At 68.6% G+C, this 26,971-nt stretch carries 28 protein-coding genes; 18 read left to right on the top strand and 10 right to left on the bottom strand.

Annotated elements, in window-relative coordinates:
* The first annotated feature begins 57 nt into the window (after positions 1 to 57).
* The 10 genes from GBA63_RS08760 (at position 58) to folE (ending at position 7,043) form a co-directional block, all read left to right on the top strand.
* A complete protein-coding gene (locus tag GBA63_RS08760) occupies positions 58 to 903 on the top strand; it encodes a DUF72 domain-containing protein (RefSeq protein ID WP_166175303.1) in 846 nt (281 codons plus the stop codon).
* Positions 900 to 1,679, top strand: coding sequence for a sugar phosphate isomerase/epimerase family protein (locus GBA63_RS08765; protein WP_166175305.1), 780 nt, complete (start codon positions 900 to 902; stop codon positions 1,677 to 1,679). The genes GBA63_RS08760 and GBA63_RS08765 overlap by 4 nt, the downstream gene beginning before the upstream one ends.
* Before the next feature lie 11 nt (positions 1,680 to 1,690).
* Entirely contained in the window at positions 1,691 to 2,215 is a 525-nt protein-coding gene (locus tag GBA63_RS08770; RefSeq protein WP_166175307.1) for an MFS transporter, read from the top strand.
* A complete protein-coding gene (locus GBA63_RS08775; protein WP_166175309.1) occupies positions 2,212 to 2,598 on the top strand; it encodes a hypothetical protein in 387 nt (128 codons plus the stop codon). The genes GBA63_RS08770 and GBA63_RS08775 overlap by 4 nt, the downstream gene beginning before the upstream one ends.
* Positions 2,595 to 2,834 carry a hypothetical protein gene (locus GBA63_RS08780; RefSeq protein WP_207957156.1) on the top strand — a complete coding sequence of 80 codons (240 nt, stop codon included), beginning with the start codon at positions 2,595 to 2,597 and terminating at the stop codon, positions 2,832 to 2,834. Before GBA63_RS08775 ends, GBA63_RS08780 begins: the two co-directional genes overlap by 4 nt.
* Positions 2,835 to 2,870: 36 nt before the next feature.
* Positions 2,871 to 3,974 carry an aminopeptidase gene (locus tag GBA63_RS08785; RefSeq protein ID WP_166175313.1) on the top strand — a complete coding sequence of 368 codons (1,104 nt, stop codon included), beginning with the start codon at positions 2,871 to 2,873 and terminating at the stop codon, positions 3,972 to 3,974.
* A 3-nt stretch (positions 3,975 to 3,977) separates the two neighbouring features.
* Positions 3,978 to 4,214 carry a hypothetical protein gene (locus GBA63_RS08790; protein WP_166175315.1) on the top strand — a complete coding sequence of 79 codons (237 nt, stop codon included), beginning with the start codon at positions 3,978 to 3,980 and terminating at the stop codon, positions 4,212 to 4,214.
* Positions 4,211 to 5,452, top strand: a complete 1,242-nt coding sequence (locus tag GBA63_RS08795) for an MATE family efflux transporter (protein ID WP_166175316.1) — start codon at positions 4,211 to 4,213, stop codon at positions 5,450 to 5,452. Before GBA63_RS08790 ends, GBA63_RS08795 begins: the two co-directional genes overlap by 4 nt.
* A 336-nt stretch (positions 5,453 to 5,788) precedes the next feature.
* Complete coding sequence (locus GBA63_RS08800; RefSeq protein WP_166175318.1) at positions 5,789 to 6,469, top strand: HAD family hydrolase; 681 nt, start codon at positions 5,789 to 5,791, stop codon at positions 6,467 to 6,469.
* Between the two features lie 4 nt (positions 6,470 to 6,473).
* A complete protein-coding gene (gene folE / locus GBA63_RS08805) occupies positions 6,474 to 7,043 on the top strand; it encodes a GTP cyclohydrolase I (protein ID WP_166175320.1) in 570 nt (189 codons plus the stop codon).
* Positions 7,044 to 7,051: 8 nt separating this feature from the next.
* Here the strand turns inward: folE and ppgK are convergent, their stop codons facing one another.
* Positions 7,052 to 7,810, bottom strand: a complete 759-nt coding sequence (ppgK, locus tag GBA63_RS08810; RefSeq protein ID WP_166175322.1) for a polyphosphate--glucose phosphotransferase — start codon at positions 7,808 to 7,810, stop codon at positions 7,052 to 7,054.
* A 163-nt stretch (positions 7,811 to 7,973) separates the two neighbouring features.
* The gene (locus GBA63_RS08815; protein WP_166175324.1) at positions 7,974 to 8,984 is read right to left on the bottom strand and encodes a DMT family transporter; all 1,011 of its coding nucleotides are present in this window, start codon (positions 8,982 to 8,984) and stop codon (positions 7,974 to 7,976) included.
* Here GBA63_RS08815 and GBA63_RS08820 point away from each other — a divergent pair.
* Positions 8,983 to 10,401, top strand: coding sequence for an aminotransferase-like domain-containing protein (locus tag GBA63_RS08820; RefSeq protein WP_166175326.1), 1,419 nt, complete (start codon positions 8,983 to 8,985; stop codon positions 10,399 to 10,401). The genes GBA63_RS08815 and GBA63_RS08820 overlap by 2 nt on opposite strands.
* 402 nt (positions 10,402 to 10,803) lie before the next feature.
* On the opposite strand, the gene GBA63_RS08825 is transcribed toward GBA63_RS08820, so the two are convergent.
* Genes GBA63_RS08825 through GBA63_RS08835 form a run of 4 tightly spaced genes read right to left on the bottom strand, consistent with a single transcriptional unit; the run spans position 10,804 to position 14,566 of the window.
* Positions 10,804 to 11,850 carry an ABC transporter ATP-binding protein gene (locus GBA63_RS08825; protein WP_166175328.1) on the bottom strand — a complete coding sequence of 349 codons (1,047 nt, stop codon included), beginning with the start codon at positions 11,848 to 11,850 and terminating at the stop codon, positions 10,804 to 10,806.
* Entirely contained in the window at positions 11,847 to 12,569 is a 723-nt protein-coding gene (locus GBA63_RS23170) for an ABC transporter permease (RefSeq protein WP_207957159.1), read from the bottom strand. The genes GBA63_RS08825 and GBA63_RS23170 overlap by 4 nt, the downstream gene beginning before the upstream one ends.
* Complete coding sequence (locus tag GBA63_RS23175) at positions 12,529 to 13,449, bottom strand: ABC transporter permease (protein WP_207957160.1); 921 nt, start codon at positions 13,447 to 13,449, stop codon at positions 12,529 to 12,531. Before GBA63_RS23175 ends, GBA63_RS23170 begins: the two co-directional genes overlap by 41 nt.
* Position 13,450: 1 nt before the next feature.
* Positions 13,451 to 14,566, bottom strand: coding sequence for an iron ABC transporter substrate-binding protein (locus tag GBA63_RS08835; RefSeq protein ID WP_228282381.1), 1,116 nt, complete (start codon positions 14,564 to 14,566; stop codon positions 13,451 to 13,453).
* A 155-nt stretch (positions 14,567 to 14,721) separates the two neighbouring features.
* Between GBA63_RS08835 and GBA63_RS08840 the strand changes: the two genes are divergently transcribed.
* The gene (locus GBA63_RS08840; protein ID WP_166175330.1) at positions 14,722 to 15,666 is read left to right on the top strand and encodes an NAD-dependent epimerase/dehydratase family protein; all 945 of its coding nucleotides are present in this window, start codon (positions 14,722 to 14,724) and stop codon (positions 15,664 to 15,666) included.
* A 7-nt stretch (positions 15,667 to 15,673) separates the two neighbouring features.
* On the top strand, positions 15,674 to 17,695 hold the full coding sequence (locus GBA63_RS08845; RefSeq protein WP_166175332.1) for a glycosyltransferase family 39 protein: 2,022 nt from the start codon (positions 15,674 to 15,676) through the stop codon (positions 17,693 to 17,695).
* A gap of 233 nt (positions 17,696 to 17,928) precedes the next feature.
* Here the strand turns inward: GBA63_RS08845 and efeB are convergent, their stop codons facing one another.
* Both efeB and efeO read right to left on the bottom strand, forming a co-directional pair.
* Positions 17,929 to 19,209 (bottom strand): iron uptake transporter deferrochelatase/peroxidase subunit, encoded by a 1,281-nt coding sequence (gene efeB / locus GBA63_RS08850; RefSeq protein WP_166175334.1) that lies wholly within the window; start codon positions 19,207 to 19,209, stop codon positions 17,929 to 17,931.
* 15 nt (positions 19,210 to 19,224) lie between these two features.
* The gene (efeO, locus tag GBA63_RS08855) at positions 19,225 to 20,235 is read right to left on the bottom strand and encodes an iron uptake system protein EfeO (protein ID WP_166175336.1); all 1,011 of its coding nucleotides are present in this window, start codon (positions 20,233 to 20,235) and stop codon (positions 19,225 to 19,227) included.
* 138 nt (positions 20,236 to 20,373) lie between these two features.
* Between efeO and GBA63_RS08860 the strand changes: the two genes are divergently transcribed.
* Together GBA63_RS08860 and GBA63_RS08865 are read left to right on the top strand one after the other, a co-directional pair.
* Positions 20,374 to 21,816, top strand: coding sequence for an alkaline phosphatase family protein (locus tag GBA63_RS08860; protein WP_166175338.1), 1,443 nt, complete (start codon positions 20,374 to 20,376; stop codon positions 21,814 to 21,816).
* Positions 21,813 to 22,496: a glycosyltransferase family 2 protein gene (locus tag GBA63_RS08865; protein WP_166175340.1), complete on the top strand. Its 684-nt coding sequence runs from the start codon at positions 21,813 to 21,815 to the stop codon at positions 22,494 to 22,496. Before GBA63_RS08860 ends, GBA63_RS08865 begins: the two co-directional genes overlap by 4 nt.
* Positions 22,497 to 22,530: 34 nt before the next feature.
* On the opposite strand, the gene aac(3) is transcribed toward GBA63_RS08865, so the two are convergent.
* Together aac(3) and GBA63_RS08875 are read right to left on the bottom strand one after the other, a co-directional pair.
* Complete coding sequence (gene aac(3) / locus GBA63_RS08870) at positions 22,531 to 23,370, bottom strand: aminoglycoside 3-N-acetyltransferase (RefSeq protein WP_166175342.1); 840 nt, start codon at positions 23,368 to 23,370, stop codon at positions 22,531 to 22,533.
* 256 nt (positions 23,371 to 23,626) lie between these two features.
* Entirely contained in the window at positions 23,627 to 24,670 is a 1,044-nt protein-coding gene (locus tag GBA63_RS08875; protein ID WP_166175344.1) for a tartrate dehydrogenase, read from the bottom strand.
* 87 nt (positions 24,671 to 24,757) lie between these two features.
* Here GBA63_RS08875 and GBA63_RS08880 point away from each other — a divergent pair, with 87 nt between their 5' ends.
* From GBA63_RS08880 to ggh, 3 genes are all read left to right on the top strand, one after another.
* Positions 24,758 to 25,045 carry a DUF427 domain-containing protein gene (locus GBA63_RS08880; protein WP_166175346.1) on the top strand — a complete coding sequence of 96 codons (288 nt, stop codon included), beginning with the start codon at positions 24,758 to 24,760 and terminating at the stop codon, positions 25,043 to 25,045.
* Between the two features lie 88 nt (positions 25,046 to 25,133).
* On the top strand, positions 25,134 to 25,475 hold the full coding sequence (locus tag GBA63_RS08885) for a hypothetical protein (protein ID WP_166175348.1): 342 nt from the start codon (positions 25,134 to 25,136) through the stop codon (positions 25,473 to 25,475).
* A gap of 82 nt (positions 25,476 to 25,557) precedes the next feature.
* On the top strand, positions 25,558 to 26,949 hold the full coding sequence (gene ggh, locus GBA63_RS08890; protein ID WP_166175350.1) for a glucosylglycerate hydrolase: 1,392 nt from the start codon (positions 25,558 to 25,560) through the stop codon (positions 26,947 to 26,949).
* Positions 26,950 to 26,971 lie beyond the last annotated feature (22 nt).

Genomic DNA, 26,971 nt, shown 5'->3' on the forward strand with positions numbered 1-26,971 from the left:
CGCCAGAATGTATTACATCGGGGGGAGGTCGTTAGAGATAGCTATTTCAGAAAGGTGATGAGAGGCTATGGTAGCATCGCGTTTTCGCGCCCTATGGACGATCCCACGCAACAGAGGCTCTTCGCGGAGACGCCCGGCAGCATCTCGCCGCCGGAGCCGGGCCTGTACCTCGGCACCTCGGGCTGGTCCTACGCGGACTGGGAGGGGACGGTCTACCCGCCGGGGATGCCCGCCGGGTCGCGGCTGGCCGAGTACGTCAAGCGGTACGCGACCGTCGAGATAGACTCCACTTTCTACGGGACGCCCCGGCCGTCCACCGTCCAGAGGTGGCGCGAGATCTCGCCTGAAGGCTTCCTCTTCGCCGCGAAGTTCCCGCAGGAGATCACGCACGAAAAAAACCTCGTCGGCTGCGAACGCGAGACCCGGAACTTTCTCGGCACGATGGCGGGGCTGGGCGACCGTCTCGGACCGCTGCTCCTCCAACTCCCGCCGTCTTTTACCGTCGAAGGCCTGGGCGAGCTCGACGACTTTCTCGCAGCCCTGCCAGAAGGCTTCCGCTACGCCGTCGAGGTGCGCCACCGGAGCTGGCTCGGCTCCGACTTGACGAAGATGCTCCGGGAGCGCGGGGCGGCTCTCGTGCTGGTCGATTACCCCAGGATGCCGAGGATGGAGGAGGCGACGTCGGACTTCTCCTACGTGCGCTGGCTCGGGGACCGGCGCGAGTTCCCGTCGGGGCACACGGGCCTCAAGAAGGAGCGCGACGACGACCTTCGCTGGTGGTCGGGAGTCGTCGGACGGTTTCTTGAGGAGGACAAGACCGTCTTCGCCTACGCCAACAACCACTACCAGAACCACTCGCCGTCCACGCTGGAGAGATTCGAGAAAATCCGGCGCGGCGGATGAGTGCTATCCCGGTTATCTTCAGCACGGGCTCGCTGTATCCGTTCGGGCTGGACCGGGTCTTCGGGTGGGCGGCCGAGGTCGGCTTCGATGGGGTCGAGGTCATGATGGACGACCGGTGGGATACGCATCAGCCAGACTACTTGAACGAACTCGTTCAGAGGCACGGGGTGCCGATCCTGGCGCTCCACCCGCCGATCTATACCGGAGCCTGGCGGCTCGGTAGGGAAGAGACGCTCGTCCGCAGCGCGCGACTGGCGCGCAGGATCTCCTGCCCCCTCGTCGTCGCCCACCCGCCGCCGCCCGGACTCCCGCTCGCCCGCTGGATGGACGGAGCGCTCACGGAGGCCAGGGCCGAAGGCGTGACGGTAGCCGTCGAGAACATGCCCGCGAACCAGCCCGGCGTCCTCCAGGTCCGCAGGCAGAGCTGCCACCTGCCGGAGCATCTGAAGGGCATCGGTGCCGTGACCCTCGACACGAGCCACGTCGGGGCGAGCGGTGTGGATCTGCTAGACGCGCACGCGGCGCTCGTGGGCCAACTGCGCCACGTACACCTGTCCGACTCAAACCTCGTGGTCGGCAAGGACGAGCACAGGCTTCCGGGCAAGGGGCAACTGCCGCTCCGGCCGTTCCTAGGCGCCCTGGCGGCGGACGGCTACCAGGGGGCGGTCAGCCTGGAGCTCAAGCCGTGGCCGCTCGGGGCGCCGGACCCGGGGGAGATCCTGGTCCGCACGCGCGCGGCGTTCGGGTTCGTTCGCGGGGCGCTCGGTGGCGGGTAGGGCCTCGCTGCGTGGGTAGGGCCGGGAGGCTTGGGGCGGCCGGGTTCTGCGCCATAGCCGTTTCCTTCGGGCCGGCGCGGGCGGGGTACGGACTGTTCCTGCCGCAGTTTCGGGACGAGTTCGGCCTCTCGATACAGCTCTCCGGGCTCGTCGCGAGCGGGTTGCAGGCGGGATACCTGGTCTCGCTGGTCGCGGTTGGCCTCCTGGTCGCCCGGGTCGGCGCGAGGGCCCCGATCCTTCTCGGTATGCTGGCGGCCGCCCTCGGTATGGGCATCGTGGCCGGAGCGCCCGGCACGGCGTGGCTCGCGGCCGGGGTGGTCGTCGCTGGCACCAGCGCCGGGTGGTCGTGGGCGCCCTACAACGACGCCGTCGGCGACGAGGTGCCGCGTCCCTTGCAGGGACGCGTTCTGTCCGTGATCAGCACGGGCACCACGTTTGGGGTGCTGATCCTGGGCGTTACGGCGTTCGTGGTCGGCGCTTCCTGGAGGACGGCCTGGCTCGCTTTCGCGGTCACCGCGCTCGTCGCAGGGCCTTGAACCTCCTCGCCGTCCCCGGCCGCACCGCCGCGACCGCGCCTGACGGTGGGAACATCCGGCTGCTGCCGCGGGCGGGGGCAGTCTCGCTCTTCGCCGTCGCGCTCTCGTTTGGGGCCGTGAGCGCCTTCTACTGGGCGTTCGCCGTCGAGCTCGTCACGCGCTCGGTCGACCTTCCGGTCGCGGCGGGGCCGCTTTTCTACGCCGTGGTCGGGGTCGTCGGCTTCGTCGGGATGCTGACCGGGGACGCGGTGCGGTACCTCGGGCTGGTGGCCGTGCTGCTGGGGGTGCTCGCCTCCCTGGCGCTCTCTGCGGGGTTGCTGGCCGTCGCACCGGGGTCTCTGGCCGCGGCCGGTATCTCGGCGGCGCTGTACGGGTCGGCGTGATGGCGATGTCGAGCCTGCTCGCGCTCTGGAGCTCTCTGGTCTTCGCGGAGCGGCCTTCGACGGGCTTCTCGGCCACCCTGTTCTTTTTCGGGGCGGGTTGCGTCGCGGGGCCCGCCGCGCTGGGGGCCGTCGGAGGGAGATTCGGCCTGGAGGCGTCGTTCGCGCTAGCGGCGGCGGTGACGCTCTCGACCGCGGCCTCGGCGCTCTTCCCGACGGGGGCCCGCGAGCGTGGATGATAAGCTCCCGGAGGATCGACTTGGAGAGGAGCTTTCTTGAGGGATGAACGTCTAGAGAAGCTGGCGCGGGTACTCGTCGACTACTCGATCGAGGCCCGCGAGGGGGAACAGGTAACGGTTGCGGGCGAGGTCGGGGCGGAGCCCCTGATCAAGGCGCTCTACACCCGGCTCTTGCAGGTGGGCGCCGTGCCCGTCGTGCAGGCGCAACTGCCGGGGTTGCAGGAGCTCTTCTTTGAGCACGCGCAAGACCTCCACTACCAGACCATCCCGTCGATTCGGCGCTTCGTCACCGAGGAGGCCGACGCGCAGATCGCGATCAAAGCCCCCTCGAACACGCGGGCCCTGGCGAACGTCGACCCTGCCAGGCAACGCGCGCTCGCGGAGCTGAACAAGCCGCTGCAGGAGGCCGTGCTGGAGAAGAACCGCTGGGTGCTCACCCTCTTCCCGACGGAGGCTTTGGCCCAGGAGGCGAACATGGGCCTCACCGCTTACGAGGAGTTCGCCTTCTCTGCTATGGGCCTTGACGAGGATGACCCGGTCCGCTACTGGCAGGAGAAGCACCCCGAGCAGGAGCGGCTCAAGGAACGGCTGGAGGAGGCGCGCGAGATCCGGCTCGTCGGCCCTGGGACGGACCTCACGCTCTCGGTCGCGGGACGCACTTTCGTGAACTCGGCGGGCAGGCGCAACATGCCCTGCGGCGAGGTTTTTACGGGGCCCGTCGAGGACTCCGCCAACGGCCACGTGTACTTCGGGGTCCCGGCCGCCATAGGGGGCCGGGAGGTGGCGGGGGTCACGCTGCGCTTCGAGAACGGGAAGGTCGTCGAGGCCGATGCTGAGAAGGGGCGGGAGTACCTGGAGAGCCTGCTCGACACGGACGCGGGGGCGCGGTACCTGGGCGAGATCGGCATCGGCACCAACTACGGTATCAGGCGCGCGAGCGGCAACGTGCTCTTCGACGAGAAACTCGGCGGAACCGTCCACCTCGCCATCGGCCGCTCGTACAAGGAGACCGGCGGCAAGAACGACTCTAGCGTGCACACCGACCTCGTCTGCGACCTGCGCGACGGCGGCGGGCTCTACGCCGACGGCGAGCTGATCCAGAAAGACGGCAAGTTCTTCGAGTTCGACCTGGGAGGGTAGAGGGTGCAGGGCGATACGATGCTGAGGGTGGACAACGTAAAGGACGAGGACGCCCTTGAGGCCGTCCGCGACGCCCTGGACCGGCTTGGAGTGGACTACAGGTTCGCCCGCGCCGAGCCCAACGAGGACCGCTTCCCCCAGACGGTGTACTTCTACGTCCCCGACGACTCCGCAGAGACGGTCGAGAACGCCATGCAACCACTCTCCGAGGAGCACGGGTTCGACGCAGAGACGCTTTGACCGGGGGCGCGTCCGGACGCGCCCAGGGCCGGCGGTACGACCGCGAGATCCTCGCCCTCGCCCTGCCTGCCCTCGGGGCGCTCGCCGCCGAACCTACCTACGTCCTCGTAGACACCGCGATAGTAGGGCACCTCGGGACGCCCCAGTTGGCGGCGCTCGCTATCGCCGCCACGCTCCTCAGCACCGCCGTAACGCTCTTCAACTTCCTAACCTACGGCACGACGGCCCGCGTCGCGCGGCTGCACGGGGCGGGGGAGGTGGCCGCCGCCGGCCGTCTGGGCTCCCAGGCGTTGTGGCTCGCGCTCGCGCTCGGAGGGACGCTGATGGCCCTGATCCTGTTTCTCGCCGCCCCGGCCGTCGCCCTGATGGGCGGGGCGGGCGAGACGGCCGGGATGGCGGTCTCGTACCTGCGCATCTCGGCGCTCGGGGTGCCTTTCGCCATGATCGCGCTGGCGGGGCAGGGCTTCCTTCGCGGGGTCGGCAACCTGAGGACGCCCCTCGTCATACTCGTCGCCGCCAACGCTGCCAACGCTGTCCTCGAGGTACTGTTCGTTTACGGGTTCGGGTGGGGGCTCGCGGGGTCGGCGTGGGGGACCGTCATCGCCCAGGCCGGCATGGGCCTCGCGTTCGTCTTCTGGCTGCTGAAAGCACCCGCCGACTCGCGGCGGCCGAGTTGGACCACGATGCGGCCGTTGATGCGCGTCGGCGGGGACATCGCGGTGAGAACGGGAGCGCTCCTGCTCTCGTTCGCGCTCGCGAGCGCCGTCGTCGCCAGGATGGGGGAGGCCCCGCTCGCGGCGCACCAGGTCGCCTTCAGCCTGTTCATATTCCTCGCGCTCGTGCTCGACGCGATCGCGATAGCCGGCCAGATCCTGGTCGGCCGGTCCCTCGGGGCCGGGGACGCCGATGGCGCCTACGCCGCCGCGCGGCGCATGATCTTCTGGTCCGTGGCCGTAGGCGGGATCTTCTGCCTGGCGCTTCTCGCCGGGACGGGAATAATTCCCCGCGCCTTTACCGGGGACGCCGAAGTGATTGAGAGGGCAAGGGAGCTGTGGCCCCTCTTCGCGCTCATGCAGCCGGTTGGCGCGGCGGTCTTCGCCCTGGACGGCATCCTGATCGGGGCCAGCGACACCCGCTTTTTGAAGTGGTCGATGGTCGCGGCCTTCCTCGTCTTCGCCCCCTGGCCCTCTCGTCCCTCGCCCTGGGCCTCGGCGTCGTGGGCGTCTGGGCCGCCCTGAACGTACTGATGCTCGTGCGCCTGGCGACCTGCGGCGCCCGGTTTCTCGGCCGCCGCTGGGCCGTCGTCGGGGTGTAAGCTTGTCAGCGTTTCAGCTTGTCAGCGTTTCAGCGCGCTTCGGCCTTCGGCCTCGCTTTCAGCTCGAAAGCTTATGGCTTGGCCGTGGAGTTCCGCCGGGCTGGGGATGGGTTCACGTTGGTTCGCCGGGACCGGGTTTATACTTCTGGCACTAGTAATCTGAAAGTTGCAAGAGGGGTGCGAGTGGTGAGGGGTTTCTCTGTGAACGGGCGTGGGATGCGAGCGTCTTGCGGTATCGTGGCCGGGGGGAAACGGTAGGGTGCGGTACGACGCGGTTTTTCTGGACGTGGACGGGACTTTGCTCTGGGTGGATCTTGACGTGGAGGGGTACGTCGAGGACCTCTCGCCGTACTCGAACAACGGGGGGCTGACCGTCGAGGGGGCCGCCGGGCCGGTGTGGGGGAGCCTGAGGCGGCACATCCACGAGAACATCGAGCACAGGACGGAGGAGGCGCTGGCCCGGTTCAGGCGGCGCAACGCCGAGCGGACCGCGGGGGAACTCGGCGTCGAGGCCCCGTCGGAGGTGCTCGCGGAGGTGGCGGAGCGCCGGATCTCCTTCAACCCCTACCCCGAGGCGGAGTCGGTATTGGAGGAGTTAAAGACGCTCGGCGTACCGGTCTACGTGGTCTCGAACTGGGACATCGAGCTCGAGAAAGTGCTCGAAGGTCTGGGATGGATGCGTTTCTTCGACGGCATCGTCGCGTCCGCGGTGCTGGGCGTCGAGAAGCCGCGGCGTGAGATCTACGAGGAGGCCCTGCGCGTAGCCGGCGTCCCGGCAGACCGCGCGGTCATGGTCGGCAACGACCCCGTCTCGGACGTGAAAGGTGCGTCCGAGGCAGGAGTGGACGCGGTGTTTATCGACAGGAAAGGCTCTGAAGCGCCCGAAGCGACCTTCGTTCTTTCCGACCTCCGGGGCCTTCCCGGGATCGTGCGGGGCTAGCGGCGTGGGGGAGGCGGACCCGGGCTTCGACCGGCGGCGCGTGGAGCGGGCCGTGCGCGAGATCCTCGACGCGATGGGCATAGAGGGCCTCGACGAGACGCCGGGGAGGGTGGCCGAAGCCTACGCGCACCTCTTCCGCGGGCTCCGCGAAGACCCGCTCCGCCACCTCGAAGTCTCCTTCGACGAGGGGGCCAGGGACCTCGTCCTCATGCGCGACATCCCGTTCGTAAGCAACTGTGAGCATCATCTTCTGCCCATGATCGGGCGTGCCGGCGCGGCCTATCTGCCCGAGGGCAAGGTCCTCGGCTTTTCGGAGTTCGTGCGGGTCGTGGAAGGTTACGCCGCGAGGCCGCAGCTTCAGGAACGTCTCACAGCTCAGGTCGCCGACGCCCTGCACGGCGGCATGGGGTCAAGGGGCTCGCTCGTCGTCGTCGAGGCGGAGCACACCTGCATGGCGGCCACCGGCGCGTGGCGGCCGGGCGCGAGGGCCGTCACGTCGGCCGCGCGCGGGGTCTTTGGGGAAGATCCCGCCCTGCGGGCCGAGGTGACGGCCCTGCTCTCGACCGGCCCGTAGGACCGGCGCTATTCGGCGGCCTTCTCGGTTGGCTGATCCGGAACCGCGGCCAGGGCGGCGCCAGAGATACCGGCTTCGTTGAGCATCTTGGCCGTGACTATCTCCGTGCGTGTGGTGAGGTGGGGGAGGTATTTTTCGGACTTCTTGCTGATGCCGCCGCCGATCACTATCAGGTCGGGCCAGAGGAGGTCTTCTATGGCGTGCAGGTAACGGTCCAGCCGCGCGGCGTACTCTTCCCAGCTCAGGTCTTCGCGCTTGCGGGCGCCGTCCGAGGCCCGGTACTCTGCGTCCTCGCCCCCGATCTCGATGTGCCCGAACTCGGTGTTCGGCACGAGACGGCCTCCTATAAACAGCGAGGTCCCGATGCCGGTCCCGAGCGTGAGCATCAGGACGAGGCCGCGCACGCCCCGTCCGGCGCCCCACCGCATCTCGGCCAGGCCCGCCGCGTCCCCGTCGTTGACCACCGTCACGGGGCCGCCCAACTCCTGCCCGAGCGCCCCGGCGAGGTCGAAGCCGATGGCCGCCTTGTCGATGTTCGCGGCCGTCCTCACGACGCCGTCTTTGATCACGGCCGGGAACCCGCACCCCACCGGCCCATCCCACCCCGACCTGCGGACCACCTCGACGGCGGTATCGACTATTGCCCGTGGCGTCGCCGGTTGGGGCGTCTTGATCCTCACCCTCTCCGTGACGAGTTCCCCGGTCTCGGTGTCCACCGCAGCACCCTTTATCCCCGACCCGCCTACGTCCAACCCGAAAACGTTCATCAGAATCCTCCCCAAGCAGTTGGTGACATTCTAACGAAATGATCCTCCTTCCGGTCGGACCGCATCGACCTTCCCCCGCCCCGCGAACTTGCAGTCGACCTCCAGGCCGCGCCCGGGCACCGCGCCGGTCTCGGCGACCCCGCGGGTCGGCTTCGGCCATGCCCTATCCCTCCCGACCCGTTTTCGCGGCAACAACCTTCCCGCCCCCGGCACCGCCCCCGGCACCGCCCGCAGCACCACCCGCAGCACCGCCCTTGACCCTGGTTCTCTGGCCGATGACGACGCTTCCAAGCACCAGCAGGGCGCAAAGGACGGTGAGGGGTCCGATGCTCCCCCCGAGCAGCAGCGCGGACCAGAGGATGGTGAGGACGGGCTGGGAGAGCTGGACCTGCCCGACGCGCGCGACGCCCCCCTCCGCGAGCCCCCTGTACCAGGCGAAGAACCCCAGGAACATGCTCACCACCGACACGTAGGCGAAGCATACCCACGCGGCCGGACTGGCTCCGGCCAGGCCAGCTCCGCTGGAGCCGAAGACCGACCAAGCCACGAACGGCGCGAGGAAGGGGGCGAAGATAACGAGCGACCAGGAGATCACACGCCAGCCACCGACCTCCTGGGCCAGGGCTCCGCCCTCAGCGTACCCCAAGGAGCACAGCACCACGGCGAGCAGAACCAGCAGGTGCCCCCGATCCGGCACCAGCCCCGCCCCCTGCGAGGCCGCGAACAAGAGGACCGCGAATAGCCCGAACGCGCACGCCCCCCAGAACGCCCGTGAGGGCCGCTCGCCGGCCCTCAAGACCGCCATAACGGCTGTGGCCGCCGGTAGCAGGCCGACGATCACCGCCGCGTCCGCCGACGGAAGCTCCCTCAAGGCCAGCGACGTGAAAAGCGGAAAGCCCACGATAATCCCCGAGCCCACCACCACCAGCCGGACCCAATGCCGGCGCTCCGGCAGGGGTTGGCGCGTGGCGAGGAGCAGGATCGCGGCCAGGGCTGCCGCCACCAGCGCCCGCCCGAGCCCCACGAACGCCGGATCCAGGTCCGCCACCGCCACGCGGGTCAGGGGGACCGTGAAGCTGAAGGCGAGAACCCCCAAGAACCCGAACAGGAGGCCCCTCGTCCGCGGGGCTTGCGTTTTCGACGGCGCACCGGTAACGTTACTCTCAGTATTCATGAACAACGATAACACGATAACGCGCGTAGCGGAAGATCTCAGGGGGGCGGCCGAGGCTGGCGTGCCTGGCGAGAGGCTGCCCTCGGTGCGGGAGCTGATGGCCCGCCATCGGGCTGGGCCGGTGACGGTGCAGCGGGCGGTGCAGAGGCTCGTGGCAGAGGGGTTGGTGGAGGCACGTCCTGGCCTGGGCAGCTTCGTTGCGGCTCGCGACACCGTCCGGCCTTCGGACCGGCCCGCGCCGGACTACGGGTGGCAGAGCGTGGCGCTTGGGGAGAGGACGGTCTCGGCCGACGGGCTCGGCGAGCTATTGGCGGTGCCGAGGGCCGGGGCGGTGCCGCTCACGAGCGGCTACCTCTCCGAAGACCTCCAGCCGCTCCCCCAGTTGGCGGCCTCGATGGGGCGGGCGGCGCGCCGTCCGGGCGCGTGGGGCAGGGCGCCGATCGAGGGCTCGGAGCAGCTCAGGGCGTGGTTCGCCAGGGAGGCGGGGGGCGGCTTTGGGGCTCACGACGCCGTGGTCGCCTCGGGCGGGCAGGCGGCGCTCTCGGCGGCGTTCCGGGCGCTGGCCGCGCCGGGCTCCCCGGTCCTCTTCGAGTCGCCGACCTACATCGGGGCCCTCGCCGTCGCGCGGGCCGCGGGCCTCGTGCCGGTGCCGGTGCCGACGGACGCGGGCGGGGTGCGCCCGGAGCTCTTGGAGGAGGCGTTCGCGGCGACGGGATCCCGTCTGTTCTATTGCCAGCCTCTGTACGCCAACCCGCACGGGGCGATGCTCGCCCGGGACCGCCGCGAGGCCGTCCTGGGGGCGGCCAGGGGCGCGGGGGCGTTCGTGATCGAGGACGACTGGGCGCGCGACTTCGCGCTTGAGGGCGAGCCGCCTCCGACGCTGGCGAGTGGGGACCCGGACGGGCACGTCGTCCACGTCAGGTCGCTTACGAAGATCCTCGCGCCCGGCATGAGGGTCGCGGCCCTCTGCGCCAGGGGGCCGGCGGGCGCCCGGCTAAAGGCCGCCCGCCTGGTGAACGACCTCTTTGTCGCGGGGCCCTTGCAAGAGGCAGCGCTCGACCTTCTCTCTTCTCCCGCCTGGGAGCGCCACCGCCGCCGCGTGCGCAAGGAGCTTCGGGTCCGGCGCGACGCGCTCGTGTCCGCCGTCCGCGGGCGCCTGCCGGGGGTGAGGATGCCGGCCGTGCCGAAGGGCGGGCTGCACCTTTGGGTCGGGCTGCCCGAGGGGACCGACGACGCCCTGGTGGCCGCCGAGGCCGAGAGGGCGGGGGCGGTGGTGAGCCCGGGGAGACACTGGTTCCCGGCCGAGCCGACCGGACCCTTCCTTCGCCTCAGCTACGTGGGCGCCGGCCCCGAAGAGCTCGCCCGGGGCGTGGAGATCTTGGCCCGGGTACCCGGCCCCGGCGCCCGCAAGAAGTAGACCGCAACGTACCAAACGTACTCTGCTATTCATCCACTTTCGGGTAGGGAGCGCACTCGACAATCCAGGTGCCAGAGCCGGCGCTCGACTCGTCTTGACAGGCTCGCCGTCGGGATCAGCGGCGCGATCGTCGCGCGCTTCAGGCCGTGCGGGATGGTACGCGCGTTGTTCGCGACGGCGCTCGCTCAGGCGTCGGTCGCCGGGATCGCGCTGATCTTCGGGTTGGGCTCCCCGTGGAGCCCGCCGGCAGGGATCCTGGCCCTCAACGGGTTCTTCGTCGCGCTATTCGTAGGATCGGCGTTTTCGTTCCGGCGTGCTGGGCGGGAGCAACCTCCCGCCTCTACTCACCCGAGTGCGTAGAACACTTCGGCCGGCGCAAGGGCGCGACGGCCAGAACGGTCGCTAGCTTTTCGGGAAAACGACCGCCCTGCCCGCGACGGCCACCGCCACGCGCTCGCCCGGTCTGAAACCGGGTCCGCCGCCCAGGCGGGAGCAGAGGACCGGTCCGGAGTCGAGGCGCAGCTTTATTAGCTGGTCGTGGCCGTAGAACTCCCGGGCGAGGACTGTCGCCCTGGTCTCCGTGCCGTCGGGAGCTTCCCCGTTCAGGCGGCGCAGGGTGAGCGCTTCGGGGCGGAGCATCGCCTCGACGGTGCCGGTGCACTCTCCGCAGGCCGGCACGTCGTCGCCGAGCACGCAGCTCAGGCGGCCGTTCTCGTGGGTGCCCGGGATAAAGTTGGCCTCTCCCACGAACTCGGCGACCTCGCGGCTGGCGGGCTCGTGGTAAAGGACCTCCGGGGCCGCCTTCTGGGCGATGGTGCCGTGGAGCATCACGGCCACCTCGTCGGCGAGGCTCAGGGCCTCTTCCTGGTCGTGGGTGACGAAGATCGCGGTCGCGCCCGCGTCCGTCAGTATGTCGCGCATCTCGGCCCGCACTCGCGTCCGGAGGGCGGCGTCGAGGTTGGAGAAGGGCTCGTCGAGCAGGACGACCTCGGGGTTCGGCGCCAGAGCCCTCGCGAGCGCCACCCGCTGCTGCTGGCCGCCCGAGAGCTCGTGAGGCATCCTGGACCCGAAGCCGTCGAGGTGGGTGAGAGATAGGACCTCTTCGACGCGGCCGTTGCGCCTCTTGCCGCCGGGGAGGCCGTAGGCCACGTTCTGGGCCACGGTCAGGTGGGGGAAGAGGGCGTAGTCCTGGAAGACCATGCCTACCCGCCGCTTCTCGGGCGGAACCCGCAGGTTCGGGCCCGCGACGGTCCGGCCGCCGACCTCGACCGTGCCCGTGTCGGGGGTCTCGAAGCCCGCGATCAGGCGCAGCGTCGTCGTCTTGCCGCACCCGGAGGGGCCGAGGAGGGCCAGAACCTCGCCGCGCTCGACCTCGAAGTCGACGCCGCGCACGGCGGCGACGGGCCCGTAGGAGCGGCTCACGCCCGTGAGGCGGACGGCGGCGCTCACTTCGCCCGCTCCCGGATGACGAGCAGGTAGAGCGGGACCGCCGAGATCCCGATAAGTAGCAAGGCGGGAGCCGCAGCCCTGGCGAAGAACGCGTCTCCCGTCGCGCTCCAGATCCTGGTCGCCAACGTCTCGAACCCCGTGGGGCCGAGCAACAACGTTGCGGGTAATTCCTTCATCGTCGTCAAGAATACCAGGGCCGCGCCCGCCACGACGCCAGAACCTGCGAGCGGGGCCGTGATCGTCGCCGCGACCCGCACCGGCCCGCGCCCGAGCCCGCGCGCCGCCTCCTCGACGCTGGGCTTTACCTGAAGGAGGGCCGAGCGGCTTGCGCCCACGGCCTGCGGCAGAAAGTGGACCGCGTAGGCGAAGACCAGGAGCCCGAGGGTCTGGTACGCCCACGGCGCGTAGTTGGCCCCGAAGAAGACCAGCGAGAGGGCGAGCACGATGCCCGGCAGCGCGTAGCCCAGGTACGTAGTCTTCTCCACGAGGCCCGAGATCCTGCCCCGGAACCTGACGGACAGGATCGCCACCGGCAGCGCCGCGAGCGCCGTGACCGCCGCGGCGAGACCGGAGGCGTAGACCGAGCTCCAGGCCGCGTTCCAGAGCGGCCGCAGCGGCTCTCCCTCGGCCAGACCCCTGACGAGCCAGAAGGCGAGGACGCCGACGGGGCGGCGAGCGCTAGCAGGACCACCCCTCCGCAGAACAGCAGCGCCGGCCACCGCCAGCGCCCGAGCGGCACCGTGGGGCCGGACGCGAGGCGGCGTTGCCGTGGTAGCGGGCCCGCCCCCTGGTGGCCCCATCGACGAGAAGTACGGCCACCGTCAGCGCGACCAGCATCAGGGCCAGGATCGCGGCCGGCGTCCTGTCGAAAGCGGAGCGATACTGGATGTAGATCTCGTTCGAAAAACTCTCGTACTGCAGCAACGAAACGACCCCGAAGTCGCTGAGGGCGTAGAGCGCCACGAGCAACGCCCCGGCCACGATGCCGGGCCTGAGCTGGGGCAGCGTTACGCGCAAAAACGTCTCCCAGGCGCCGCTCCCGAGGCTCCTCGCGGCCTCCTCCATGGCCGGGTCCATGCCCCGCAACGCGCCCCTGACGGTCAGGAAGACGTACGGGTATGAGAAGAGGGTGAGGGCGAGGGCGGCGCCTGGGAAGCCGTAGATCTCCGGCAGACGCTCCACCCCGAGCGGCTCCAGCCAGCCCTGCAGCATCCCGCGGGGCCCGAGCACGCTTACCAGAACGAAACCCCCGACGTAGGACGGAATGACGAGCGGTAGCGCCGCGAGCACGGCCCACGTCCGCCGTCCCGGAAGGTCCGTGCGCGTCGTCAGCCACGCCAGCGGCAACGAGAGGGCGACGGAGGCGGCGGTGACCACGGCGGCGAGCAGCGCGCTGCGCCCGAGAACCGCCAGGGTGTCGCCGTCGAGAACGACCTCGGCGACGGGCGCCCACCCGCCTTCCAACGAGCGGACGGCGAGGTAGACGAGCGGCAGGGCCATCGCCGTCACGACGAGCCCGGCGAGTATACCGAGCAGGACCGGCGGCCGGCGCGGTTTCGACCCGCGCCCCTGCGCTCCGACCGCCGCGGGCGTCGTCACCCTAGAGCGCCCCCGTCTCCTGCAAGAGCTCGAGCGTGCCGCCGAGGTCGTCGAGGTTGCTCAGGTCCACCTCGGGGCCCTGAACCTCGGAGAGCGGCGGGAGCTCGTCGTTGATCTCCACGCCTTCGGTGAGCGGGTACTCGTAGGTCTCGTCGGCGAAGTACTGCTGGGCCTCGTCCGAGAGCGCGAACTCAAGGAACTCCCGCCCGGCTTCCGGGTTCGCTGCCGTATCCAGGACGCCCGCCCCGGCGGCGAGCACGAGGGCGCCGGGGTCCCCGCCTCCGAGGTAGTAGTTGGCGGCGGGCAGGTCGTCGCCCCGCTCTTCCTTGACCTGGAAGAGGTAGTAGTGGTTGACGAAGGCCACCTGCACCTCGCCCGAGGCGACGCCCTCGACGGCGCTCAGGTTGTCGGGGTAGACGAAGGGGTCGTTAGCCTGCACGCCTTCCAGCCACTCCCGGGCGCGGTCTTCACCTTCGAGGACCCGGAGCGCAGTCACGAAGGCCTGGAACGAGCCGTTGGTGGGCGCCCAGCCGATCTTGCCCTCCCATTTGGGGTCCGTGAAGTCGAAAATGGAGTCTGGCAGATCCCCCTCCGCAAGCTCCTCCGTGTTGTACGCCACGACCCGCGCCCGCCCGGATGTCCCCACCCAGTCCCCGTCGTCGGCCTTGAACCTCGACGGGACCTTGCCGAGTATGTCATCCGGAAGTCTGGTCAGGCGGCCCTCGTCGTCGAGCGCGCCAAGCGCGCCCGGGTCCTGGGCGAAGAAGAGGTCGGCCGGGCTGTTCTCGCCCTCTTCCAGGATAGTCGCCGCGAGCTCTGCCGTGTCCCCGTAACGGACCTGCACGTCTATGCCGCTCCGCTCCTCGAACTGCTCGAAGATGGGGCCGACGAGCTCCTCGCTTCTGCCGGAATAGACCACCAGAGAGCCCTCGCCGGGCTTGAGCTCTTCCTGCGCCGTCGTCTCGGAGCCCGTTGTCTCGGACCCGGTGGTTTCTCCCGAACCGCTTTCGCCGCCGCCACCCTGGCCCCCTTGCGGCGGCTGGCCGCAGCCGGTGGAGATCAGGACCACAAGCGCCAGCACCGCCAGCGCGAGAACAGAGTTCGCGCGTGAGACCAAAATCCCGTCCTCTCCAACGCCGGACCGCCACGGCCCGACGGAGATATCGTCGTAATGACAATCGTTTGCAATAACGTGGTGCTGAGGGTAATCTACGGCGCTGTGGCGCGTCAAGTACCAGGCGGGTGGTTTGTGAGCTGGATCAAGGCTGTGGCATGAGCCGGGTGCTGGTAACCGGTGCTGCCGGCTTTATCGGGTCGCACCTGGTCGACCGCCTGCTCGCCGAAGGCCGCGAGGTCATAGGCCTCGACGCCTTTACCGGCTACTACTCCCGCCGTACCAAAGAACGGAATCTCGAGTCGGCGCTGCGGAGCGGCAGGTTCCGGTTGGTGGAGGGCGACCTACTGGACTTTGACCTGGACGGTATTTTGGACGGCGTGGGACAAGTCGCGCACCTGGCCGCGGAGCCGGGGGTGCGACGGAGCTGGGGCCGGAACTTCCCCCGCTACGTCGCCCGCAACGTGGTTGCCACCGAGCGCCTGCTCGAAGCGGTAGGCGAGGGGACGAAGCTCGTCTACGCCTCCTCCTCCTCCGTCTACGGCTCGGACCCCGGTCATCCGGTTGACGAGGGGCATGGGCGTTTTCCGGCCTCGCCTTACGCGCTCTCCAAGCTCGCCGCGGAGGAGCTCGTCGGGTTGTACGGGCGGGAGCGCGGGGTCCAGGGTACCGTGCTCAGGTACTTCACCGTCTACGGCCCGCGCCAGCGACCCGAGATGGCGCTCTCGCGCTTCCTGTTTTCGGCGTTGCGGGGCAGGCCGGTCGACGTGTTCGGCGACGGGGGCCAGCTGCGGGACATGACCTTCGTCTCCGACGCGGTCGAGGCGACGGTGGCGGCGCTCGGGGCGCCGGTCGGGGTGTACAACGTCGGGGGCGGGACGCGGGCGTCGGTGGACGACATGATCCAGACCGTCAGAAAAGTGACGGGTGCCTCGTTCGAGGTCCGCTACGGACCCGAGGCGGAGGGCGACGTCCGGTCAACCTGGGCCGACTCCGGGCGCGCGGAGCGCGTGCTCGGCTACAAGCCCCGGGTGGGCCTCGAAGAAGGTGTGGCGGCCCAGGCTGAGTGGGCCGCCCGCGCGCTCGTCGCCGCGCCGGCCTAGAAGCGCCGTGCTGCAGGGGCTCCTGATCCTGGCCGCCCTCTACCTCCCGGGCCACTTCCTCGCCCCTCTCCTCTCCCGCAAAGACGACGGCCTCACGGAGCTCCTCTTGCTCCGCCTCTGCTCCTCCCTGGCCCTCGCCGCCCCCCTCCTGACGCTCCTGGCCCTCGCCGGGTGGTTCACCGTGCCCGTGATCGCCGGAAGCCTCGCGCTCCTCGCCGCGGGAGCCTTCTTGCTCGGCCGCGGCCGGGGCGGAACCGGACGGCCCACCGCCTGGGACTTCGGGGCGCTCGCGCTCGTGGCCGGGAGCTTCGGGCTCTATGGCAGGCCGGCGGAGTACGTACTAAACAGCAGAGACCCCGGCGTGTACTTCCTGTTCGCGGACAAGTTGGCGCGGACCGGGGCGTTATTGCACAGGGACCCGCTAGTCGGGGCCGTGGCCTCCTTTCACCCTTTCCTCGAAGGTAGAAAGTACCCCGGGTTCTACGTGTACGGGCAGGACCTTATCGTGCCGCAGTTCTTCCCCGGACCGTTCGCATTCCTCGGTCTGGGCGACCTTATAGGCGGCACCTGGGGAAACCTCCTGGTAGTCCCCGTCATGGGCGCCCTCTCGGTCGGCGTCGCGTACGCCCTCGGCAGCGAGCTCTTCGGCCGGTGGGCCGGGCTTCTCGGGGCTGCGCTTCTTGCAGTGAGCTACGCCCAGGTATGGTGGGCCCGGCACCCTTCGAGCGAGGTGATGACCGCGCTCTTGGTCCTCGCCGGGCTTTGGTTCGCGACGCGGTTCGCGCGCGGCGCCGGCCCCCTGGCGGGCGTCTTCGCGGGCCTGTTGCTCGGGGGCGTCATGCTCATCCGGGTCGACGCCTTCCTCGCGGCGGCCGCGATCCCCCTGCTCTTCGTCTTCGACCTCGTCACCCGCCGGCCCGCTCGCCGCTGGCTCTACCCTGGGGTGCCGCTCGTCGTCTTCGCCGGCCTCACGCTCCTCTATCTGAACACCCTCGGCTCGCGTTACCTGTACGTGATCTACACGGAGCACGGCCTGAAAGAAGCTCTCGCACTCGTCCCGTACGCCGCACCTTTCGTCCTGATCCTGGCCTGTGCCGTGTTGTACGTCAGGCGCCGGTGGGGGATGGAGATCGGGGCGTACCTGGAGTCCAGGGGCGGGCGCTTCGCCGTCTTCGGCGCCGCCTGCGTGGCCGTCCTCGCGCTCTGGGCCTACTTCGTCCTGCCCGTGCCGTGGGAGACCTTGCCGGACGGGTCGCGGGACTTCGACGCGTACAGGACCCAGATCCTGCTGCGCATCGTCTGGTTCGTGACGCCGCCCGTCGCGGCCCTCGGCCTCGCAGGCTTCGTGCTGGCCGCCCGCCGGTTGGACGCCGGACGAACCCTGCTCTTCGGGGCGTTTCTCGCTTTCGGGTCCCTCTACGCGGTGATCCCGAACGTAGCACCAGATCTACCCTGGGCCACCCGGCGGTTCGTGCCCGCCGCTTTCCCGATACTTGCCCTCCTCGCCGCCCACGCGACGGCCGAGATCGGGGCCGGTATCTCCGAGCTCCTGGGCCGCCGGGCCGGCGCTGTCGTCTCCGCGGCCCTGGCCGCCTTGGCGCTCTCGTGGACCGTCTACACCACGATCCCCATCCTGATCTTCCAGGAGCTGGACGGGGCGGTCTCCTCTTTCGACAAGATCGAGAAAAAGATACCTGCGGCCGAGGTGGTCTACATGGAGATGCCAGAAGGCTTCGACGTAACGGCCTCGACCTTCGAGTACCTCTACGGTCGCCCGGTCTTGCCCTACGATCACAATCGCTTCGTCCGGGAGGTGGACGAGCTTCAGGAGGCCGGCCTCCTCGACGACGCCGTCTACGTCACCACCGACGGCGGCCCGGCGCCGCTGCTCGCCGACTGGGACTTCAGGGAGGTGGCGAAGGCCAGGCTCGACCTCCCCCGGCTCGCCGCCGTCGAGAAAGAGCTGCCGACGGTGAAGGAGTCGCTCCGCCTGGACTATCGCGTCTTTCGCGTGGAGAAGGAACGATGAGGCCGCACGCCCGGATCTTGCGCGAGTCTATTGGTCAGGCTCATGTTGTCACAGCGGTTTGCGGGATCATCGAGCCCGTTGGGGGTGGGCCTACGGGTTCTTAGGCTTTGAGGTTCCGAGGGGTGGAGGGTCGGGGCCCGCCCGCGGTCTCGTGGCGCACCCCTAAAAATCTGAGTGCCTAAAAACCTGAAAACCTCACCAACGATGAGGGTCGGTCTCTCCGCAAACCGCTCTCAGATCCTATCGAAGAGACGTTCGCCGACGTAGCCGCCTTCGCGGGCCCCTGGCGGGCAGGCTAAGAGGGCGCTGGCGGTGTGTCGGATGTACTCGTTGAGCCGGTCGTTGGCGGCGAGGCGTTGCTGAAGGGGTACGAACTGCTTGTGGGGGTCTCGCTGGAAGGAGATGAAGAAGAGGCCCGCGTCGAGCTGGCCGCGTTCGGCGTCGAAGCCGTCGGTGAAAGAGTAGCCGCGGCGTAGGATCTTCTCCTCGTCGCTGTGGCGGGCGAGCCGAACGTGGGCATCCTCGGCGATCAGCGGCTCCCCGTTTTCGCTCTTTGCTTCCAGGTCTACCGGATCGAACTCGTCTTCTTTCCCGATCGGAGCGCCGCTGTACTTGTGGCGGCCGATGCTGGCTTCCTGTTCGCCCAAGGAGACGCGGTCCCAAACCTCTATGAGCATCCTGATCCTGCGCGCCACCAGGTAAGTCCCGCCCGCCATCCACGACGGCCCCTCGCCCTCCGGCACCCAGACGTGCCGGTCCATGAGATCTGCGTCCTCGGCCTTTATGTTGTTGGTTCCGTCCTTCACGCCCATGAGGTTGCGCGGCGTCGCCTGGGTCCTGCTGGTGCTGGCGGTGCGCCCGAAGCCAAGCTGGCTCCACCGCACTACGGCCAGCCCGCGCGAGATCCTGACGAGGTTTCGCACGGCGTGGAACGCCACCTGCGGGTCGTCCGCGCAGGCCTGTACGCACAGGTCCCCGTCCGAACGCGCCTCGTCGAGCACATCACCCGTCAAAGGCGGCAGCGGCGCTAGCGCGGCCGGCCTCGCCGCTCCGAGCCCGAAGCGGTCCTCGTCCTCCTCGCCGAAGAACGAAGGGCCGAAACCGAAAGTCAGGGTGAGCCTGGCGGGGGAGAGGTCGAAGGCTTCCCCGGTGTCTTCAGGTGGCAGGAACTCGCTGTGGTTTTCCTCGCCCGCCGGACGGCCCCGCGTCATGCGCTCCGCGGCCTCCGTCCACGCCCGGAGGAGATCGCGCACCTCCAAAACCTCTTCCGTGACCAGGTCCAACGCCGCGAAGTGCAGGTGCTCCTGCTGCGCCGTCGCGATGCCGGCCTGGTGGACGTCGCGGAACGCCACGGTCTGAAGGCCGGCCAGGGCCGCCGCCTCGTCCCCGGAATCCCGCGCGTCGGCGGCTCCACTGAGGGCGGCGTAGCCTCCGGCCCCGAGGGCCAGTCCGGCGCCCGCGGCGCCGGTTACCCGGAACAGGTCCCTGCGGCTGAGCCTCCCGCCGTCGCCCACGACGCCCGTGCCCTTCTAGCCTTCGAGTACCTTGCCGACCCGCGAGAGGGGTTCGGCAAGGGCGTCGACCTTCTGGCTGAGGGCGCGGCGGTCCGCTTCGTTCAGGGTTTCGTAGGAGACCCAGCCGTCGCCCCGCCGGTACTGATCAAGCTCCTCATAGACGCCATCGAAGCCCTCCGTGACCTCGTTGGCGAGCGTCATGTCCTCGCCGGCCACCTCCGGCTTGAGCTCCTCGAAGGCGACCTCGGAACCCTCCACGTTGGCGTTTATGTCGTAGAGGTCGGTGTGCGAGTAGCGGTCCTCCTCGCCCGTGATCTTGCCGGCCGACACCTCGTTTAGCAACTCCACCGAGCCCGTGACGAGGTCCGCAGGCTCCAGCTCTAGCTCCTCGACCTCCTCGTGCAGGTTCTCGACGTCCTCCATGAGCCGGCGGGCGTATTCCTCCTGCCCTTCCGTGGTGTTCTCCTCCCACAGGGCCTTCTCGATCCTGTGGAACCCGCGCCACTCCTCGTCGGGCACGTCACCTTCCCTGGCGTCGATGTTCGGGTCGTAGTCCCCGAGGGAGGCCGCTACGGGTTCGATCCTCTCCCACGGCTCCCGCGCCGGCCCGAAGAGCCGCTTCGCCTCTTCCACGTCGCCGGAGATCACCGCGTCGGTGAACTCCCCGGTCCGGTCCTCCAGCAAATGCACCTGCTCCTCGACGTAAACCTCGTACTCGTCGGCCGCCGCGGCCAACTCGGCCGTGCCCCCAACCTCCACTGCCGCCGTCGTCTCTTCAGACGTCGTCTCTTCAGACGTCGTCTCTTCAGACGTCGTTTCCTCGGAGGTGGTTTCCTCAGAGGTCGTCTCCCCGGAGGTCGTCTCCTCGGCCGTGGTCTCTTCCGTCTTCTCCCCGCCTCCCCCGTCGTTGCCGCCGTTCGACGGCGGGGGCTGGCCGCAGCCCGCGACCAACAGCGCGAACAGCGCGCCCAGCAGCAAAAACGCCGGTCTCCCCGGTCCGTGGCCCAGCCGATCTGTCTCGCGCAAAGAGTCCCTCCGACTACTAATGAAAATCATTTGCAATAACCCGGAGGGAAAGTTAATGTACGGCGGCGGGTCAGGTCAAGCGTGGAGCGAGGTTTATGTGAGGCAGATCAAATCGCGGTCGGGGCGGGGAGGGGCGTCGTGAAGGCCGCGTCGGGGTTCGAGATCCTGGCGGCCAGGATGTGGAACGTCCTGAACGAGGGGAAGTCCTTCCATCCCGTGTTCGTGGCCGGGATCTTCGTCTTGCTGCACCTCGGCGAGGTCTTCTCGGCGGGCTTCTGGGGGAGGGCGCTGCCCGCGATCCTGCTCGCGGCGCCCCTCGTCGTACTCTTTGTCCGCTACGACTTTCCGCTGAAGCTGCGGTGGGCGCTCTGGACGTTCCTGGCGGCGTTCTTACTGGTCTTCAGGTTCGTCGACTGGGGCGCGCTCGCGCTGGCGCTCGGGCTGTACGTCTTCTTTACGGTCTTCTTCTGGGGGACCTTCTACTATCACTTAAGAACCGGGGCGCCGAAAACCAACTTTCTGAGGTTCTGGAAGCTCGTGCTCGAGAACCCCGACTCGACGAGCGGGAATTTTCTGGAGCAGGTCCCGAAAGCCCTGATCGTGTTGTTCGCGCTCGAGTATCTCGTCGCGGCGCCGGTTACGGTCGGAAGGGCGCTCGCGGTGCTCGCTTTCGCGGCGGCGGTGGGGGTGGCGGCCTGGTGGGTGCATCGCAGGTTCTTCGACTGGAAGCCCGCGTATCCGGCGGGGCGGACTCGGACGGTCAATCGTGGGGAGGCGTTGGCCAAGCGGGTCATCGTGGTAGTCATCGACGGGTGCAGGCTGGACAGGTTTCACGAGGCCGAGAAACCCTACCTGGAGAAGATGATGGCGGGGGGAACGGTCTACGAGTCGGTAGAGACCGTTTACCCGGCGAGGACCGTGGTCTGCTTCTCGTCCATGCTAACGGGGGCCGCGCCCGAGAAGCACGGAATAACGTCGAATCTGGTCCTCAAGCTCGGCCTGAAGGTGGAGAGCATCTTCGACGTGCTTCGGAGATCGGGGAAAAAGGGGCGGCTCGTTGGGATAGCCCACCTCATAGACGCGTTCGGGGACGACGTGGCGAGCGTTACCAGCGTGGCCCACAACGACAAGATCGACGTCAACCTCATCGCGGCGGGGCGGCGCGAGCTGGAGGAGCACGACCCCGACCTCCTCGTTCTGCAACTGCTCGCCGTGGACCAGAACGGTCACGTGCGCGGCACCCGCTACCCCGAGTACGTCGAGCGGATCGAGATCACGGACAACCTCATAGAAGGCTTTATGAGGTGGTGCGAGGAGGAGGGCTACCTCGAAGACGCAGCCGTCGTACTCATGGCCGACCACGGCCAGGGCATAGGCATAGGCGCCCACGGGCACCTCTCGGAGGGAGAGAGGTTCGTGCCGTTCGCGATGTGGGGCAGCGGCGTCAGGGCCGGGCAGACCGTAACGGAGCCCGCCTCCGTCATGGACCTCGCGCCGACAATCTGCTACCTGCTGGGGGTCGAGCCGCCTGAGGGTTCGACCGGGCGGGTGCTCGAAGACGCGCTGGAGGACCGGGGGTGAGACGCATCTCCGTCGTCATCCCGGCCAAAGACGAAGAGGCGACCATCGGGGAACTGCTCGAAGGGATCTCCAAAGTCGTTCTGGACGGGCACGAGCTTTGCCCCATAGTCGTGGACGATGGATCTACCGACGCGACGGCCGCCATCGCCCGCCGGCACGGTGCCACGGTGGTGGCCCACCCCAAGAACAAAGGGCTCGGCGCCGCCGTTCGGACGGGTCTCAGGGCCGCCGTCGAGACGGACGCGATTGCCGTCGCCTATCTGGATGCGGATCTCGAGTACTCGCCAGAAGACATACCGCGCCTGCTGGGGCCGATCCTCGGCGGCCGCGCCGACTACGTGCTCGGGAGCCGCTTTCTGGGCGGGGTGCGGGGGATGCGCCTCTACCGGCGCGTCGGAAACTTTGCTTTCACCGCGCTGCTCTCCGCGCTCACCGGACGAAGGATCACGGACGGTCAGACGGGGATGCGCGCCTTCTCGCGGGAGGCCGCCGGGAGCGCCGAGATCGTCCACGACTACAACTACGCGCAGGTGCTGACGCTGGATCTGCTCCGCAAGGGCTTCCGCCTCGAGGAGGTGCCGATCCGGTACAAGGTCCGGGAGCACGGCGAGTCGTTTATCCGGTGGAGCTACCCGGCAAAGGTCCTACCGGCCATCTGGCGCGAGCTGCGCAGCCCCTGACGGCGCGCATCAAGGTAGCTTCGAACGGTTCCCCCTAACCGGGGCCCATCGAACCCCCTGGCGGGTACGTCTGTTCGATCCAGTCGACAGCGTGTTCGACCAGCCCCCGCGCTTCGAATAGGTAGGCCGTGCCCGCCCCGGCCGGCCCGCTCCTCCCTTCTCCGGCCGCGAGCGCCGAACGCGCGATGTGCTCGATGTAGTCCTCCCCGCCCAGGACGTGTTCGTAGGGCAAGGCTCCTTTCGAGGTGTCGATGTCCGAGAACGTCCGCCAATAGCGCCCGCCGGAGTCCTGCGCGGTCACGGGCATGCCGTAGCTTACCCGGCGTTTGCCCGGAACGTTTGCAACGGCCTCGGCGTGGTGAACGAGCGTCACGGTATCCAGGGGAGCGCCCAGGACCGCGACCTGGCCGTCGAGCTCGACCAGGCGGGCGTAGGGCGTGCCTGCGCCGTACGCGTCGTCGTGGGGATGGGAGGCTGTTACGTCCTCGGCGAGGGGACCCAGGGCCGCCACGCCCGCCTCCGGGTGGCCGCTGTGGCGCGCGCCCGGCCAGGTTCTCAGCGCTTCGGGGACCCTCCCGTGGTCGCGGCGGGAGAGCGCGACGCGCGGGTCGTAAGCCGGATGCTCTTCGAGGTAGATCCGCCTCGCCTCTTCGTCCAGCGCGGCGAGGTCTTCGGGGGGCTCGTCCTGCCAGCCCGTGTAGGCCACGAGCGTCCCGCCGGGTCCCAGGGTATCCAGCAGGGCTAGCACGACGGTTTGCGCGCCCCCGACCACGTGTCCTAGCGCGGACATCCGGCAATGGACCATCGCCACCGCGCCGGGTCTCAAACCGAGATCGGCCAGATCACGAGCCAGCCGCGTACGCGCTACCAACATGTCCCACACGGTAGCAGGTGCGCCGCAAGTCGGCCTTCACCGATGGTGGTTAGCGCAGTTTGCGGAAGTATTGAGACCAGCAAGGAAAGGTCCTTAATTTCTTAGGCTTTCAGGGATGGAGGGTCGAAGCTTGCTCATAGATTTCTTAACGCGCCCCTCAAAACCTCAGTGCCTTGAAACCTCAAGGCCAACAAGAATCAGTCCTTATGCAACCCGCTATAGTCGGGACTCACGGACGTCCGAAGCTTCGGAGATTCTATCCGCCCAGCCGTTCGACCACGGCGTCCGTCATCTCTTCTGTGTTCGCCTCGCCGCCGAGATCTCGGGTCCTGATGCCCGAAGCCAGGGTCTCTTCCAGGGCTTCGAGGATTCGGCCCCCGGTCTTCGGGTGGCCCGCGTGCTCCAGCATGAGGGCGGCGGCCCAGATGGCGCCGGCGGGGTTTGCGACGCCCTGGCCGGCGATGTCGGGGGCGGAGCCGTGAATGGGCTCGAAGAGGGACGGGAAGGCGCCCTCCGGGTTGAGGTTCGCGGAAGGGGCTATGCCGATGGCGCCCGAGACGGCTGCCGTGATCTCCGAGAGGAGGTCCCCGAAGAGGTTCGAGCCGACGATCACGTCGAAGCGGGCAGGGTCGAGCACGAGCCGGGCGGCCAGCGCGTCCGCGTGCATCAGGGACGCCTCCACCTCCGGGTACTCCCGGGCGACCTCGTTGAAGATCTCGTCAAAAAACGGCATCGTGATGCTGATGCCGTTCGACTTCGTAGCCCCCACGAGGAGGCCGCGCCTGCCCTTCGCCTCCTCGAAACCGTAGCGGACTATCCGCTCGACGCCGCGGCGGGTGAAGATGCTCTCCTGCACCGCGATCTCGTGCGGGGTTTCCTTGTAGATGCGCCCCCCGGAGTCCGAGTATTCGCCTTCGGTATTCTCCCGGACTACTGTAACGTCCAGGTTCCCCGGGTTGGCGAGCGGGCTTTCGACGCCCCGCAGGAGGCGGGCCGGGCGCAGGTTCACGTACTGGTCGAAGCGCCGGCGGATGGGGAGCAGGAGGCCCCACAGCGAGACGTGGTCGGGCACGGTGGGCCAGCCGACGGCGCCGAGGTAGATCTCGTCGAAACCCCTCAGCCTCTCTATCCCGTCCTCGGGCATCATCCGCCCGTGCTCCAGGTAGTACTCGCAACCCCATTCGAACTCGGTGAAGCGCAACTCCAGCGGGTCGTCCGCCGCGGCCTCCATTACCCGCATCCCGGCGCGGACCACCTCGGGCCCGATCCCGTCCCCGCCTATGACCGCCACGCGTACCATCCGTCCATGCTAGCAACCGGCCGCGCTCCGGTCCAACCGCAGCACGATATAATCCCCGTCGGGTAAGGACGAGGAGAGGAGAGGTGCGTGCCGAGAGCAACGCTGAACGGCGTAACCCTGGCCGAGAGCGACCACACGGAGGTGGTCGAAGGAAACCACTACTTCCCGCCGCACTCCGTCAACACGGAACTCTTCCGGCCGAGCGAGACCACCACCCACTGCCCCTGGAAGGGCGACGCGAGCTACGTGAACGTGGAGGTCGACGGCGCCGTCGTCGAGGACGCGGCCTGGTACTACCCCGAGCCTATGGACGCCGCAAACAACATAAGAGACCACTTCGCCTTCTATGGAAACAAAGTCGACGTGGCGGGCTGATGCGGCCCGACCACGCTCGCTGAAAGCTGATAGCTGACAGCTTTCACCCCCTTCCGTCGCGTGGGGCGACGGGGAGAGGAAAACCATCATGAACGCAGACAAGACGCGGGAGCGCAGGGAGGCCGTCGAGAAGTTCGACGCGGCGGCCCGGCAATCCTACATGGCCGCCGTGGACCGGGCCTTCGAGGTTCAAAAGAGCGGGGCGAAGCTCTCGCGGACCTTCTTCGAAAACTGGGTTCAGACGCTGGAGGAGGGGGTGGAGATCAACCGCCGCGCGCTCGAAGACCTGCAGAATATCGCAGCCGAACAGCGGGAGGTCTTCTACAACCTCTCCCGCGAGTCGCTAGGCGCCTACGAGGGGTTCGTCGGCTCGCTCGACGCCTACGAGGCCAGGATCTCGGAAAACAGGGAGACGGCCGACAAACCTTGAACCCGCCTGTCCTTGAAGGTTGTGCCTCGACCCTATAGATTAAGGGGGTCGAGCGAAGCGACGGGAGTTGCGCCAGCGGTTCATGCAAGAAGAAGAGGTCCCACAGACCGTCTCCAAACCGCCCGGGCGCCCCGGCTTCCATGACGTAAACCCCCAGGCGGCCGGCGTGCTGCAGCGAAACGGCGTCAAGTCCTGGACGAAGCCGGCGCCCTCCCTCTACCCGCACCAGTGGAGCTGGGACTCCGCGTTCATAGCGCTCGGCCTCGCCCACGTGGACAACCGCCGGGCAACGGGCGAGCTCGAGGCGCTCTTCTCGGCCCAATGGAAGACCGGCAAGGTGCCGCACATAGTCTTCGACCCCGAGGCGCCCCCGAAGAGTTATTTTCCGGACGCCGAGCGCTGGAACTCGAACGGGCTCTCCGAGCACGCGCCGACGGGGCCGCACACCAGCGGGCTCTGCCAGCCGCCCGTGCACGCGCTCGCCGTGCGCAGGATCTGGGAGACCGCCCAGGACAAGGACGAGCGAGGCGTCGAGGCCGCCAGGGAGTTCCTGACGGGCAACTACCCCCGCCTCTACTCCTGGCACCGCTACCTGTCGACCGCCCGCGACCCCGAGCGGTCGGGCCTCGTCACGATCTACCACCCCTGGGAGAGCGGGACGGACAACTCCCCCCGCTGGGACGCGCCGCTCTCGCGCATCGCGATCGGGGACATCCCAAGCTACACCCGCTACGACGTGCAGCACGTCGCCGACGCCTCGCACCGGCCGACGGACGAGGAGTACGACCGTTTCCTGTGGCTGCTTGAGATGCTCAAGAAGGCCCGCTACGAGGAGATGGACATCTACGGTTCGCACCCTTTCCTCGTCAAGGACGTCCTCTTCAGCGCCATCCTGGTCGCGGCCAACGAGGCGCTGCTCGAGATCGGGGCCGTCGTCGGGGCGCCGGCCGAGGAGCGGGCGCAGGTGGAAGCCTGGATCGAACGCGGCCGCGAAGGGCTCGAAGAGCAGTGGGACCCCGCCCTAAACCTCTGCGTGGACCGCGACGTGCTGACCGGCGAGTCGCTGCGGGTCCGAACCGTCGCGGGCTTCGCGCCCCTGATCTCCGGCGGCCTGGACGAGAGGAGGCTGAAGGACATGCTCCTCACGCTCGACTCTGAGGATTTCGCCGGAAACCCGACCCTCCACAGGCCGCTCCCGCCCTCCACGAGCCCCGACGAGCCGGGCTTCCACCCTCGCAGCTACTGGCGCGGCCCGGTGTGGCCCGTGGCGAACTGGTTGCTCTGGTGGTCGCTCCTGCGGGCCGGCGAGTCCGAACGGGCCGCATCATTGCGCCACCACACCCTGGAAGAGCTCGCCGAAAGCGGCTTCGCTGAGTACTTCGAGCCCTTCACCGGTGAGCCGCTCGGCTCGGGCGAGCAGTCCTGGACCGCCGCCATTGCCCTAGACATGCTCGCCACCGAGAACGGCCCGTAAACGCCGTATCATGACCGTCCGC

This window comes from Rubrobacter tropicus, from assembly GCF_011492945.1.
Lineage (GTDB): Bacteria > Actinomycetota > Rubrobacteria > Rubrobacterales > Rubrobacteraceae > Rubrobacter_D > Rubrobacter_D tropicus.

Coding starts and splice junctions, on each gene's coding strand:
- GBA63_RS08760 (WP_166175303.1), top strand. CDS start 58: ATGAGAGGCTATGGTAGCATCGCGTTTTCGCGCCCTATGGACGATCCC.
- GBA63_RS08765 (WP_166175305.1), top strand. CDS start 900: ATGAGTGCTATCCCGGTTATCTTCAGCACGGGCTCGCTGTATCCGTTC.
- ppgK (WP_166175322.1), bottom strand. CDS start 7,810: ATGAACGTTTTCGGGTTGGACGTAGGCGGGTCGGGGATAAAGGGTGCT.
- GBA63_RS08820 (WP_166175326.1), top strand. CDS start 8,983: ATGAACAACGATAACACGATAACGCGCGTAGCGGAAGATCTCAGGGGG.
- GBA63_RS08815 (WP_166175324.1), bottom strand. CDS start 8,984: ATGAATACTGAGAGTAACGTTACCGGTGCGCCGTCGAAAACGCAAGCC.
- GBA63_RS08840 (WP_166175330.1), top strand. CDS start 14,722: ATGAGCCGGGTGCTGGTAACCGGTGCTGCCGGCTTTATCGGGTCGCAC.
- GBA63_RS08875 (WP_166175344.1), bottom strand. CDS start 24,670: ATGGTACGCGTGGCGGTCATAGGCGGGGACGGGATCGGGCCCGAGGTG.
- GBA63_RS08885 (WP_166175348.1), top strand. CDS start 25,134: ATGAACGCAGACAAGACGCGGGAGCGCAGGGAGGCCGTCGAGAAGTTC.
- ggh (WP_166175350.1), top strand. CDS start 25,558: ATGCAAGAAGAAGAGGTCCCACAGACCGTCTCCAAACCGCCCGGGCGC.